At 64.1% G+C, this 12,919-nt stretch carries 11 protein-coding genes; 5 read left to right on the forward strand and 6 right to left on the reverse strand.

Going from position 1 to position 12,919, the window contains the following annotated elements; genetic code table 11:
• On the reverse strand, positions 1–414 hold a 414-nt coding region (locus QM612_RS02070; protein ID WP_415252238.1), incomplete at its 3' end, for a carboxypeptidase-like regulatory domain-containing protein.
• 218 nt (positions 415–632) lie between these two features.
• Positions 633–1,208 (reverse strand): TetR/AcrR family transcriptional regulator, encoded by a 576-nt coding sequence (locus QM612_RS02075; RefSeq protein ID WP_415252239.1) that lies wholly within the window; start codon positions 1,206–1,208, stop codon positions 633–635.
• 175 nt (positions 1,209–1,383) lie between these two features.
• Here QM612_RS02075 and QM612_RS02080 point away from each other — a divergent pair, with 175 nt between their 5' ends.
• Positions 1,384–3,861, forward strand: coding sequence for an acyl-CoA dehydrogenase (locus QM612_RS02080; protein ID WP_415252240.1), 2,478 nt, complete (start codon positions 1,384–1,386; stop codon positions 3,859–3,861).
• Between the two features lie 79 nt (positions 3,862–3,940).
• Here the strand turns inward: QM612_RS02080 and QM612_RS02085 are convergent, their stop codons facing one another.
• The gene (locus tag QM612_RS02085; protein WP_415252241.1) at positions 3,941–5,278 is read right to left on the reverse strand and encodes an NTP/NDP exchange transporter; all 1,338 of its coding nucleotides are present in this window, start codon (positions 5,276–5,278) and stop codon (positions 3,941–3,943) included.
• 129 nt (positions 5,279–5,407) lie between these two features.
• Between QM612_RS02085 and QM612_RS02090 the strand changes: the two genes are divergently transcribed.
• The 3 genes from QM612_RS02090 (at position 5,408) to QM612_RS02100 (ending at position 7,701) form a co-directional block, all read left to right on the forward strand.
• Positions 5,408–6,985: a GMC family oxidoreductase gene (locus tag QM612_RS02090; RefSeq protein WP_415252242.1), complete on the forward strand. Its 1,578-nt coding sequence runs from the start codon at positions 5,408–5,410 to the stop codon at positions 6,983–6,985.
• Positions 6,986–7,242: 257 nt separating this feature from the next.
• Positions 7,243–7,476: a hypothetical protein gene (locus QM612_RS02095; RefSeq protein ID WP_415252243.1), complete on the forward strand. Its 234-nt coding sequence runs from the start codon at positions 7,243–7,245 to the stop codon at positions 7,474–7,476.
• A gap of 3 nt (positions 7,477–7,479) precedes the next feature.
• Positions 7,480–7,701, forward strand: a complete 222-nt coding sequence (locus tag QM612_RS02100; protein ID WP_415252244.1) for a hypothetical protein — start codon at positions 7,480–7,482, stop codon at positions 7,699–7,701.
• Positions 7,702–7,885: 184 nt separating this feature from the next.
• On the opposite strand, the gene QM612_RS02105 is transcribed toward QM612_RS02100, so the two are convergent.
• From QM612_RS02105 to QM612_RS02115, 3 genes are all read right to left on the reverse strand, one after another.
• A complete protein-coding gene (locus QM612_RS02105; protein WP_415252245.1) occupies positions 7,886–8,623 on the reverse strand; it encodes a hypothetical protein in 738 nt (245 codons plus the stop codon).
• Between the two features lie 5 nt (positions 8,624–8,628).
• Positions 8,629–10,515, reverse strand: a complete 1,887-nt coding sequence (locus tag QM612_RS02110) for a M48 family metallopeptidase (RefSeq protein ID WP_415252246.1) — start codon at positions 10,513–10,515, stop codon at positions 8,629–8,631.
• Positions 10,516–10,643: 128 nt separating this feature from the next.
• Entirely contained in the window at positions 10,644–11,240 is a 597-nt protein-coding gene (locus tag QM612_RS02115; protein WP_415252247.1) for a LemA family protein, read from the reverse strand.
• An 83-nt stretch (positions 11,241–11,323) separates the two neighbouring features.
• Here QM612_RS02115 and QM612_RS02120 point away from each other — a divergent pair, with 83 nt between their 5' ends.
• Positions 11,324–12,643 carry a serine hydrolase domain-containing protein gene (locus tag QM612_RS02120; protein WP_415252248.1) on the forward strand — a complete coding sequence of 440 codons (1,320 nt, stop codon included), beginning with the start codon at positions 11,324–11,326 and terminating at the stop codon, positions 12,641–12,643.
• Positions 12,644–12,919: the final 276 nt, after the last annotated feature.

Genomic DNA, 12,919 nt, shown 5'->3' on the forward strand with positions numbered 1-12,919 from the left:
CGAGGTTGTATCCACCGCCGCCAGCGAAGTGCCGGTAACGACCACGGCATCCAGATTGGTGGCATCGCTCGTAACAGCACCCAAGGCATAACCCAAGCTGAGGTTCTTGCCACTGACAACCGCCACATTGCTTGCACTGTAGTTGTTATAGCCCGAGGCCACGATCTCGACCGTGTACCGGGTGGAGGGATCCAGTCCAGCCAGGCTGACGCTACCGTCTGCTGCCGTCACACCGGTCTTGGAGACCAAGCTATCGGGAGAACTGACCTTGACGGTGGCACCTGCAAGTGGCTGACCGCCATTACCCGTGATGGTGATGCGCAAACCACCGGTATCAGCAGCATATGCTGCGCCGACAAAGCACAGGCTAAGCGCCATCGTGAGCGCGCACCGCTTTATTTTTTTATAAGCCATTGTGTAACCCCCATAGGGACAGCTGTGACTGAATTGGATGTACATGTACGCCCGGCCCGAAGCGGCCTGACTCGCCGACTATAGAGCAGGCAACAAATCTTTAACAAGTCCATCAGCGCGTATTCAGGTGCGAAATTGCGTATTCAGTTTCAGTCGCAACAGAGGCCAAGACTGCCAACAGGCAGGGAGATTTGCGGCACAGGCATGCCCATCCCAGCTCAAACCGCCGGGATCAAGGTCACCATCATGTGTTCGATGTAGCCGTCAAAGCCTTCGATGGGCTGGCGGTTCTGGAACTTGGGCAGTTCCAGTTGCAGGACACCGACGTACATCGCATAGGTCATGCGCGCGCGGTTGAGGGCGTCCTTCTGGCTCAGGCCGGCCTGGCGGAAGGACTTGAACAGGAAGCCGGTGCGGCGTTCCAGCACGTGTCCCAGCACTGCATCCACCGCCGGGTGGCCTGCGGCCTTGAGCAGTTCGGAATAGATGATGTGGGTCTTGTTGTGGTGCGCGATCAACTGGAACAGGGTGCGCAGGCGTTCGGTGGCGTCTTCGATGGCGTCCAGCGCCAGATAGGCGGTGTGCTCGTCGCGCTCCCAGCGTTCCAGCGCGGCCTGCAACAGCGCATCACGGGAAGGAAAGTGCCAGTAGAAACTGCCCTTGGTGACGCCAAGCCGGCGCGCCAGCGGTTCGACGGCGACCGAGGCCACGCCCTGTTCGGCGATCTGGTCCAGCGCCGCATGCGCCCAGTCATCGGCAGTCAGGCGTCCGTTGCGAGGGGCGGCTTCGGTCATCGCGGCGCGTCATCCATACGGTCGGGTCGGGTGCAGTATGCTGAGTTTTTGCTCTTTTTTGCGCATTGACAGCGCAAACGCATAACCCATACTTGAGCGTATGGTAGGCGATGCCGCGATATCGCACAACGCCGCCCTTCCTTTCGTCTGATCTGCGGCACCGGGAGCCATTGCAATGGGCGTCATCCTGCCTTTCCTCGCCTTTTTCGTCGTGTCCGCCTTCGCTGCCTACCACCGGCTGCGACTGGCGGTCTGGGCCGCGATCACCGGCACCGCGCTGGTCGGCTGCTGGCTGCTGGGTGCCAGCCACGGTGCCATCATCACCGCCGCCGTGCTGACCCTGCTGGTCGCCGTGCCGCTGCTGATCCCGGCGATCCGCAAGCCGCTGTTGACCACGCCAGCCCTTGGCTTTCTGCGCAAGGCGCTGCCGCCGCTGTCGCAGACCGAGCGGATCGCGCTGGAAACCGGCTCGGTCGGTTTTGAGGGCGACCTGTTCACCGGCAAGCCGGACTGGAACAAGTTGCTGGCCTATCCGAAGCCGCAACTCACCGCCGAGGAACAGGCCTTCCTCGATGGCCCGGTGGAAGAGCTGTGCAAGCGCATCAACGACTGGGAAATCACCCACGTCCACGCCGACCTGCCGCCGGAGCTGTGGGACTTCATCAAGCAGCACAAGTTCTTCGGCATGATCATTCCGAAGGAATACGGTGGCCTCGGTTTTTCCGCGCTGGCGCACCACAAGGTGATCCAGAAGATCGCGTCTATCTCAAGCGTGGTCAGCTCCACCGTGGGCGTGCCCAACTCGCTTGGCCCCGGCGAGCTGCTCAACCACTACGGCACGCAGGAGCAGAAGGACTATTACCTGCCGCGTCTTGCCGCTGGTATTGAGGTGCCCTGCTTCGGCCTGACCGGCCCGTTTGCAGGTTCCGATGCAACCTCGATCCCCGACTACGGCATCGTCTGCAAGGGTGAGTGGAACGGCGCGAACGTGCTGGGCATTCGCCTGACCTTCGACAAGCGCTACATCACCCTGGCTCCGGTCTCGACCCTGATCGGCATGGCCTTCCGTATGTACGACCCGGACGGGCTGATCGGCGATACCCGCGACATCGGCATCACGCTGGCGCTGCTGCCGCGCGACACGCCCGGCGTGGATGTGGGTCGTCGCCACTTCCCGCTGAACTCGCCGTTCCAGAACGGGCCGATCCACGGGCGCGACGTGTTCATCCCCTTGAGCCAGCTGATTGGCGGCGTGGAGATGGCCGGCAAGGGCTGGAACATGCTCAACGAATGCCTCGCCGTGGGGCGTTCGATCACCCTGCCCTCCACCGCCAGCGGCGGTGCGAAGTTTGGCGCGGTGGTGACCGGTGCGTATGCGCGCATCCGCAAGCAGTTCGGGCTGTCGGTGGGCCGCTTCGAAGGCGTGGAGGAAGCACTGGCGCGGATCGGCGGCAAGGCGTATGCGATCAGCGCGCTGGCGCAGGCCACGGCGGCGGCGGTGGATCGCGGCGACGTGCCGTCGGTGCCGTCGGCCATCGCCAAATACCACTGCACCAACTCCGGTCGCGATATCGCCAAGGACGTGATGGACATCGTCGGCGGCAAGGGCATCATCCTTGGCCCGCGCAACTTCGCCGGTCGCTCGTGGCAGGCCGCGCCCATCGCGATCACGGTGGAAGGCGCGAACATCATGACCCGCAGCCTGCTGATCTTCGGGCAGGGCTCGATCCTGTGCCATCCGTACATCATGAAGGAAATGCGCGCGGCGCAAGACCCGGACATCAAGGCCGGTGTCGATGCGCTGGATGCCGCGTTGTATCCGCACATCGGCGGCGCGATTTCCAACGCGGTACGCTCGTGGTGGTTCGGCCTGACCGGCGCGCGCCTGCAAGGCACCGTTGGCGATGCCTACACGAAGAAATTCTTCCGCAAGCTCAATCGCTATGCCGCCAATCTTGCGCTGCTGACCGACGTGTCGCTGGGCGCGCTGGGCGGGCGGTTGAAGTTCAAGGAATCGCTGTCTGGCCGTCTTGGTGACGTGCTCAGTCATCTGTACATGATGGGCGCGGTGCTCAAGCGCCATCATGACGAAGGCTGTCCCGAAGCCGACAAGCCGCTGCTGGCGTGGGCCTTCCACAACAGCGCGTACGAGATCGAACTGGCGCTGTCGCAGGCGCTGCGCAACTTCCCGATCAAGCCGCTGGGCTGGCTGCTGTGGCCGCTGGTGTTCCCGTGGGGCCGCCGCGCGGTGGCGCCGGGCGACCGCCTGAGCCATCGCGTCGCGATGCTGCTGATGGCCCCGAACGAGGCCCGCGAACGACTGGGCAAGGGCGTGTTCCTGACCCCGTGCCAGAACAATCCCGGCGGTCGCATCGACAGCTACCTTGCCAGGGCCGTGCTGGCCGAGCCGGTGGAGCGCAAGTTCCTGAAGGCGCTGAAGACCAGCGACATCGAGGCGCTGGACTTTGCCTCGCAGCTGGACGAAGGCGTGCGCGAGGGCTGGATCACTCTGGATGAGCGCAAGCAACTGGAAGAACTGCGCGAGATCACGCTGGACACGATCACCGTGGATGATTTCGACATGCACGAACTGCGCGCGGCCAGCTACTACGACCTGCCGCAGAACCGGCATCAGCCGCGCGAAGCGGCGTAAGGGCATCCCCCTTCCACGGTTTGTGCGGAGCTTGCTCCGCACAAACCCACCGGCACCATGTGCGGAGCAAGCTCCGCACCTACGGCGACGGCGGTTCCTTCGACGGCAGCTTCTTTTCCTCGCGCAGCAGACGCCACGCGCTGGCGGTCATCAGCCCCGCCATCAGCAGGCCAAAGCCGAACACCACCTGCGAACCGAACATCGCAAGCGCCCTGTACGTCCACGAGAACGTAAGCTCGCCACCTCGGAAGAACGCGGTGTCGATGGCGGCACCGGCCTTGTAGCGCCATTGCCGGTCAACCCGCGTGTAGATGGTTTCGCGCCCCGGTTTCATCAGCGAGAACTCGTTGGAGCGTGTCACCACCTGCACGATGGCGACCACGATCGGCAGCGGCGAAGCAGTCAGCACGGCAAAGCCAAGCAGCAGTGCTGCCATCGGGATCAGGATCACCGGGGCCAGCCCGAACCGCGACAGCAACCAGCGCGTGGCAAACAGTTGCACGACAAGGGTCAGCACGTTCACCGCGATATCGATGCCGGCGTAATAGGCAGTGCGCGCCTCGGCGGTGGCGAGGCCCTCGCGCGCGATCACTGCCTGCTGGTTATAGAGCAAATGGCCAATGCCAACACCAAGGAAGACCATTGCGGCCAGCCAGCGCAGCAGCGGTTCCTTCGCGATCAGCTTCAAGCCGGCCAATACATCGCCGCCCATCGCGCTCTCGTTGTCGCGGCCGATCTTCACTTCGCGCTGCAAGGCCCAGCGGCGCAGCCGCCAGATGCACACCACGCACGCGGCAAGGAATCCGGCGGATACCAGCATCAGATTGGCAAGGCCGACTTTCTCGGCCAGCGCACGGGTGATGAGCGGGCCGGTGAACGCGCCGATGGTGCCGGCAGCGCCGATGTAGCCGTAGTACTTCTTCGCCTCCTCATGGGAGAACACATCGGCCATGAAGCTCCAGAATACGGCCACCGAAAACACGTTGAACACCGTCATCCACAGGAAGAACGCCATCCCGCGCCCAGCAACCTGACTGTCGAACAAGGCATGGAAGACGAACAGGCAGAGGATGAAGAAGCCGAACAGCACCGGCAGGAACACCCGGCGCGGGAAGCGGCTGACCAGTGCGCCGTAGATCGGCTGCGCGATCAGGATCAGGACGAAGGTGCAGGTGGACAGCACCTGCAGGATCAACTCCTGCAACTGGATGCCGCGCGCGGCGAAGAACGCGATCATCTCCGGCGGGAACACGGCCTCGACATCGCTGGACGCGCCCATCGCATCGCGCACTGGGCGCAGCACGTAATAGCCAGACAACAGGCAGAAAAAGAACAGGAACGACCACAGCAGTGGCGGGGATTCAGCCAGCGCCGTCCTGAAGCGACCGATGCGGCCTGTTGCGGTGGGATTCGTCATCGAAAGCCAGCTCGGGCGCGGTGATGCGCAACGGTAACCGCAGACAGGCGCAACCGCCACCCATTGCGCAGAGCATTTGCTCTAGCCCGGCGGACTAGCGTCGGCCTGTCTTCGCTGCAGGATGTCCCGTTGTACGACTTCATCATCATCGGCGCCGGTTCCGCCGGCTGCGTGCTTGCCAACCGCCTGAGCGAAGACCCGACCGTCAAGGTGCTGCTGCTGGAAGCCGGCCCTCGCGACTGGCACCCCTTCATCCACATGCCCGCCGGCCTTGCCAAGCTGGTGGGCAAGAAGGGCGTGAACTGGGATTACGACACCGCGCCGGAGCCGCAATTGCACAACCGCACGCTGTGGTGGCCGCGCGGCAAGGTGCTGGGTGGCTCCAGCTCGATCAACGCGATGTGCTACATCCGTGGTGTTGCGGGCGACTACGATGACTGGGCGAAAACCGCCTCGGGCTGGGACTGGAACACGGTGCTGCCCTACTTCAAGCGCGCCGAAGGCAACAGCCGTGGCGGCGATGCACTGCACGGCGGCGATGGCCCGCTGGCGGTCAGCGACCTGCGCCACCACAACCCGCTGTCCGACATCTTTATCGAAGCCGCGCGGCAGGCCGGCATCCCGGGCAACGGCGACTTCAACGGCGCGCGGCAGGAAGGCGCTGGCCTGTATCAGGTGACCCAGCGCAATGGCGCGCGCTGTTCCAGCGCAGCGGCTTATCTTGCGCCCGTGCGTTCGCGCCCCAACCTGACCGTACACACCGGCGCGATGGTCGAACGCATCACCTTCGACGGACGCCGTGCCAGCGGCGTGGCCTATTCGATGCGCGGCAAGGCCTGCCAGCAATCGGCGGCACGCGAAGTGATCCTGTGCGGCGGCGCGATCAACTCGCCGCAGACCCTGATGCTGTCCGGCATCGGCCCTGCGGATGAACTGCGCAAGCTCGGCATCGGCATCGTCCACGATGCACCCGGCGTTGGCGGCAACCTGCAGGATCATCTGGACATCTGCACCTTGCAGCATTCGACCCGGCGGATCACCTACGACCGCATCAACGAGCCGAAGATGGCCTTCAACTACTTCCTGCGCGGCCATCGCGGCGCGGGCAGCAGCAATCTCGCCGAGGCCGGCGGCTTCTGGCGTTCCCCGCTTGCCCCGGACGAACGCTGCGACGTGCAGTTCCACTTCGTTCCGGCGATGCTGGACGACCACGGGCGCAACCGCCTGCCCGGCGACGGCTACACCCTGCACGCCTGCTTCCTGCGCCCACGCAGCCGTGGTCGCCTCACGCTTGCCAGCAACCGCGCCAGCGACAAGCCGCGCATCCACGCCAACTACCTGTCCGATGCCGAGGGCTTCGACCTGAAGATGATGGTGGAATGCGCGCGGATCAGCCGCACCATCTTCGCCCAGCGCGCCTTCGACCCCTATCGCGGCGCACCGATCTTCCCCAAGCGCACTGACCTGTCCGACGCGGAACTCATCGAGTTCATCCGCGCCAAGGCCGAATCGGTCTATCACCCCATCGGCACCTGCCGGATGGGCGATTACGATGCATCGGTGGTCGATGCGCAGCTGCGCGTGCGCGGCGTGGAAGGCCTGCGCGTGGTGGACGCCTCGGTGATGCCCGCGCTGATCGGTGGCAATACCAACGCGCCGACCATCATGATTGCGGAGCGTGCGGCGGATTTGATTCGCGGAGCATAAGGAAGGCCTGAACAACCTGCTCTCGCTCGTCACTCCCGCGAAAGCGGGAGTCCAAGGACGTTGATTTGCAATGGTTAACGTCCATGGATCCCCGCCTTCGCGGGGATGACATCATGTTTCTTCCTTCTCCCCGCTACGCGGGGAGAAGGAAGATCAACGATCATCCCCGCTCCTGCATCTACGGACAGGGCATTCCCCTACGCGGAAACCGGAATTGCCCGATGGCACGGGTCGCGTGCGCAGCAGATCGTCTGCGCATGGACTTCGTCATCCTCGAACCGATTATCCATGCCGAAACCATCGCGGTTGGTCGCGGTATCCGGGAGCTTCCGCGCCTGCGGAAGCTGTACGGCTCCGGTTTCTGGCGAAAGCGCAAAGGTGAAACCGACATCCGGCTGCCCGACGGCAGCACACGCCGTGCCGAGCTACACTGGTACGAAGCCGCCGGCATCGGCAAGCGCGAATACAAGATCAAGCGATATCTGGACTGACCCATGAGCAGACATTCACTGGTGGTATGTATCGCCAACGAGGGTTATCAGGCCTCGCTTGAATTGCGCAAGCTCTACGAATCGCTGCCGGATGCGGAAGCGGCGCGGCTCGGCCAGTTGCGTGTCATCGACGAATCCGGCGAGGACTATCTGTATCCGGCGTCGTTTTTCGTCGCCGTGACCCTGCCGGAACCGGTGGCCGAGAAACTCCTGCACGCGGCCTGAGGCTTGCACCATTCCCGGTTCGCGAGCATCGATCGGCGGATTAGGGAAGGTCTGAACAAGCCGTCATTCCGGCGAAAGCCGGAATCCAGCTGTTTGGTAAGTCACTGAAAAAGCTGGATCCCGGCTTTCGCCGGGATGACGTTTCGTGAGTTGTTCAGAGCTTCCCTAGATCAGGGCGGACTGATCACTCTCCCGGTGCCAGCCTACCTCCGGGTGCGATCTTCCTGGCTGAGACAATCAACTCCTGCACATATTCCGCATAGCCCTTGAGTTTCTCGTCTGTGGAGGCATCGGCCAGCAGCGGAGACAACTGCTTCAGCTTCTGATCCGACGACTCGACCTGACCCAATTCACGCGCGTAATTCGCGGTGACGAACAGATATTGCAACCGCAGCATCGGCTCCAGCTTCTCGTCAGCCAGTCTGGTTTCCATGATCGCGGCAGCTTGCGACCTTAGTTCGTTTGCCTTGGCTTGCAGCCCGTTGGATTCGTACTGGTACGCCAGTGCCCTGAGGATCCGCGACTTGGCATCCGGCTCGACCTTGCGCAAGGCGTATATCGACTCAACTCGGGCCAGCACTGCTCCCATCCCTGCTTCCTTCGGCAGCGGCACGGCATTCTTTAGGAAGCGACGGATCGCGGTTTTTTCCTCATCGTCGAGTTCGATGTCTCCGATGAAAGCTGCGAATCCCGAAGACCGACAAACCCAGATGCCGTAGCGATCCGTGAGTGGCCAGAACACTTGGTCGTACTTTTCCGGCCATTGATAGATATAGGAACCAGAACTGCCCGGCGTCTGCACGACGCATTGTTTACCACTGATCGGATCAGTGATCCTCGTCGGTAACCATGTCGTCGCGGACACTACTGCTGAAAAAGTCAGCAACCCGGAAAGAACCATGCTTCTTGCGTTCATGAACATCCGTCTCATCCTCGTTCCAACATCGGCGGCAGCGGGCAATGCAGCACCCCGCAGATGGTGCGCAGCAGTTCGGCCTCACTCACGCTGACGCGCCCATCATGGCTGATCGCGTCGGTGACGGCTTCGACCATCGCCTGCTTCGCCAGCGGGTCGAGTGCGTCCAGCGGTTCCCACACGGCATCCAGCGCCAGCACGCCTTCGGCTGGCGGTGCGTAGGGCAGATGATCGCGCGGCAGCACGCGCTGCAAACCCGCGAGATAGGCGCGCTTCGCTGAAATTTCATCCACATGCCCGGCCTGCGCGACCACTGCAAGCAAAGTGGCAAACTCCTGCCGCACATTGCCGGGCTTGCGCCTGCCGAAGCGGGCATAGCGCGCCGGGTTCAGTGATTCGCGCACCTGCACGGTGAGCAGCTTGCCGAGGCAATACTCGAACAACGAAACCTGCCCGTCCGCATGCACCACGGCATGCACGGTGTCCATGAAGGCATCGAGCTGCGGGCGCGGGCGCAAGCGCAACACCGGGAAGGCCAGCGCCGCCAGCGGCAGGCGCAGCATCGGGTGCAGTTCGGCGGTCAGTTGCTGATGGATGCGGATGGCGTGGTCGGCGGCGTCATCGCCAAGGCGTGCGGCAATGTCCATGCGCTGGCGCTCGGCCAGTGTTTCGTCATCCGCCAGCAGCATGCCCAGCAGCAGCGGCATCACCGTGTCGCGACGCGAGGCAAGATCGCGCAGGGCATCGGGGATCGAGGTGACGATGGCATCGGCGCGCCTGTAGTCATCCGCTGCCGGCGTCGCCACCTGCGCGGCCACCATCGGCGGCGTGACCAAAAGTTCCTGCCGCGCAGCGGGCAGCTGCGAACCGCTGCCGCCATCCAGCCCCAGCGCGATGTCTTCCTGCATGCCGTTGGGCGGGGCCATCGCCCAGCGTGCCTGCAGCCGTGCAAGGGCTTCATCGCTGAAGCCCGGTTCCAGCGCGCGGATGCGCTCCAGCAGCGGTGGATGCGTGGCGAACAGGCCGGTGAAGCCGATGCCATCGCCAAACAGCATGTGGCTGACTTCCTCGGCATCGCTGCGATGGTTCAGCTGCGAGCCGTCGTGCAGGCCACCGATCTTCTTCAGCGCACCGGCCAGCCCCTGTGTCTGGCGGGTGAACTGCACGGCGCTGGCATCGGCCAGCCGCTCGCGGCTGCGGCTGACGCCGGCCTTTATCATGCGCCCGAAGAACAGGCCGATGTAACCGATGACCATCGCCACCAGCGCGGCAATCAGCACGGCCCCGATATTCTTGCTGCGCCCGCCGAAGCGCCCATGCTCCAGGATCTTGCGACCGATCAGGCCGATCATCAGGATGCCGAACAGCACGCCGATCAGGCGGATGTTCAGGCGCATGTCGTCGTTGAGGATGTGGCTGAACTCGTGGGCGATCACGCCCTGCAGCTCGTCGCGGTTGAGCCGGTCCAGCGCGCCACGGGTCACCGCCACCACCGCGTCCGATGCGGTGTAGCCGGCAGCGAAGGCGTTGATGCCGGCCTCGTGTTCCAGCACGTAGAGCTTCGGCACCGGCACACCGGAGGCGATGGCGATTTCCTCCGCCACGTTGCGCAGCCGGCGCAGGCCGGGATCGGTGGTGTCTTCCGGCACCAGGGTGCCGCCCATCTGCTGGGCGACGGTCTCGCCGCCGTCGCCAAGGCTGGCGATGCGGTACATCGAGCCGAAGAAAATCGTCACCAATGTGACGCCGGTGGTGAAGGCCAGCATCCGCCACGAGGGCATCACCAGCCACGCGGCCAGATCGACCGCCGCAACGATGCCCGCCACCGCCAGCGCGAACAGGATGACCAGCCGCGTGGAATTGCGCCGGGCGGCGGCTTGTTGCTCGAAGAAGTTCATGCAGAGTGCTCCTTTCCTTCTCCCTCCGGGAGAAGGTGCCCGAAGGGCGGATGAGGGTTCGTGGAACGGGCGCAATGCCTCCGAACCGAACCCTCACCCCAACCCCTCTCCCAAAGGGAGAGGGGCTTTCAGAACTGCACCTTCGGCGCGGCGCGCACTTGCTCCTGCTTGTCCGCCGGGATTTCCAGCAGCGTCGCCGGCTGGAAGCCGAACATGCCGGCGAACACGCTGTTCGGGAACACTTCGCGCTTGTTGTTGTAGGCCATCACCGAATCGTTGAACGCCTGCCGCGCGAACGCGACCCGGTTCTCGGTGCTGGTCAGCTCTTCGGTGAGCTGCATCATGTTCTGGTTGGCCTTCAGGTCCGGATAGGCCTCGGCCACTGCCAGCAGCCGGCCCAGCACGCCGTTGAGCTGACCCTGCGAGGCTGCGAGCTGCGCCATTGCATCAGCATCACCCGGATTGGCCTTGGCAGCGGCAAGCCCGGACTGCGCGGCGGAGCGCGCGGCGATCACCGCTTCCAGCGTTTCGCGCTCATGGCTCATGTACTGCTTGGCGACTTCGACCAGGTTCGGGATCAGGTCGAAGCGGCGCTGCAACTGCACGTCGATCTGGGCGAAGGCGTTCTTGAACGCATTGCGGGCGGTCACCAGGCCGTTGTAGATGCCGATGCCCCAGAACACGAGCACCACCACAATTGCCAACACAATCAACGAACTAAGCATGGAAGTTCCCCTTGTTCATGCAATCGCGAAAACAGGCGCTAGAATCGGCCAGTCGTTGCAGCATACGCAGGGGACATGCCCGAATGAAAGAGCGCACTTCCCGGCAGGCTTGGCGCGTTGGACTGGTGGCGGCACTGCTGCCGATGGCGCTGGGTTCCACCGCACAGGACGCGATGCACTGGCGCGGCGCAGTCAACCGCACGCAGGCATTGCCGCAACCGCTGCCTGAAACCACTGCGCTTGATGTGCGGCGTTTTGAAACCATCGCCGAGGCGCTGGTCGCCGACGGCCGCATCCCCGGCCTGGCGATGGCGATCGTGCAGGATGGCCGCATCCTCAGCGCGCGCGGCTACGGCGTGACCGACGTGCGCAACCCACAGCCGGTCGATGCGCATACCGTGTTCCGGCTGGCCTCGCTGTCCAAGACCTTCGCCGGCACCGTCACCGGCATGCTGGTCAATGACGGCGTGCTGCGCTGGGACAGCCACCTGACCGACTACGTGCCCTCGTTCCGGATGTCGATGCCGGATGCCGCGCAACAGATGACCGTGGCCGACATCCTCAGCCACCGCACCGGCCTGACCCGCAACGCCTTCGACCGCGACATCGAGGCAAACGCGGACTATCACAGCCTGACCATGAAGATGGCAGGCGCACCGATGAGCTGCGCGCCCGGCCAGTGCTATGCCTACCAGAACGTCGCCTTCAGCCTGATCGGCGACATCGTGTTCGCCACCACCGGTCAATTCTTCAGCGAGGCAGTCAGCCATCGCATCTTCAAGCCACTGGGCATGCACGACGCCAGCTACGGGCTGGAAGGCATCCAGGCCAGCGCACGCTGGGCGCGCCCGCATGTGCGCAGCGGCAAGGGCTGGGTGTCGCTGACCCCGAAGCCCACCTACTACCGCGTGGCTCCTGCCGCCGGCGTCAACGCCAGCATCAGCGACATGGCGCAGTGGTTGCTGGCGCACACCGGCTACCGCACCGACGTGTTGCCGGCACCGCTGCTGGCCACCCTGCACGCACCGCTGGTGGACACGCCCTCCGAAATCCGTGGCTCATCATGGCGACGCGCGCGCCTGCAATCCGCGAGCTATGCGCTGGGTTGGCGCGCCCTGAACTATTCGGGCCACAACGTGGTTTTCCACGGCGGCGCGGTACAGGGCTATCGCGGCGCGATGGCGCTGCTGCCGGAGCGCAACCTCGGCGTGGTGCTGCTGTGGAACAGCGAAAGCGCGTTGCCTGGCGGCTTGCTGCCGACCATCCTGGATGATGCCCTCGGCCTGACCGATGGGCAGTGGCTGGACGAAGACATCGGCCTGCCCGCGGAAACGTTGTACGCCAAGGGTCATGTGCCCGCCGCCGGTGCGGATGCGTCCACGTCACAGGCATCGCCGCCCTGATGTAAAGCCCGTTTGCTGTTCCTTCCCCCCTTGCGGGGGAAGGTGCCGACTGCGGGCGCAGGAGCGCCCGCGAACAGCAAAGCTGGCCCGAAGGGCGAGCGCCACGGATGGCGCGAGTTAGGCGGATGGGGGGATGTGCGCGAAGCCGATCACCCCCACCCCAACCCTCCCCCTTCAAGGGGGAGGGGGTAAAAACTCCAAAAAGAAAGGTTCTTCACGTATTCCCGGGGAAGGTGGCCTTGATCTTCAGGAAGAAGTAGGCGCTGTCCCGGTAGC

It is taken from the genome of Thermomonas sp. (assembly GCF_047606765.1).
Classification (GTDB): domain Bacteria; phylum Pseudomonadota; class Gammaproteobacteria; order Xanthomonadales; family Xanthomonadaceae; genus Thermomonas.

Coding starts and splice junctions, on each gene's coding strand:
- QM612_RS02075 (WP_415252239.1), bottom strand. CDS start 1,208: ATGACCGAAGCCGCCCCTCGCAACGGACGCCTGACTGCCGATGACTGG.
- QM612_RS02080 (WP_415252240.1), top strand. CDS start 1,384: ATGGGCGTCATCCTGCCTTTCCTCGCCTTTTTCGTCGTGTCCGCCTTC.
- QM612_RS02085 (WP_415252241.1), bottom strand. CDS start 5,278: ATGACGAATCCCACCGCAACAGGCCGCATCGGTCGCTTCAGGACGGCG.
- QM612_RS02095 (WP_415252243.1), top strand. CDS start 7,243: ATGGACTTCGTCATCCTCGAACCGATTATCCATGCCGAAACCATCGCG.
- QM612_RS02100 (WP_415252244.1), top strand. CDS start 7,480: ATGAGCAGACATTCACTGGTGGTATGTATCGCCAACGAGGGTTATCAG.
- QM612_RS02105 (WP_415252245.1), bottom strand. CDS start 8,623: ATGTTCATGAACGCAAGAAGCATGGTTCTTTCCGGGTTGCTGACTTTT.
- QM612_RS02110 (WP_415252246.1), bottom strand. CDS start 10,515: ATGAACTTCTTCGAGCAACAAGCCGCCGCCCGGCGCAATTCCACGCGG.
- QM612_RS02115 (WP_415252247.1), bottom strand. CDS start 11,240: ATGCTTAGTTCGTTGATTGTGTTGGCAATTGTGGTGGTGCTCGTGTTC.
- QM612_RS02120 (WP_415252248.1), top strand. CDS start 11,324: ATGAAAGAGCGCACTTCCCGGCAGGCTTGGCGCGTTGGACTGGTGGCG.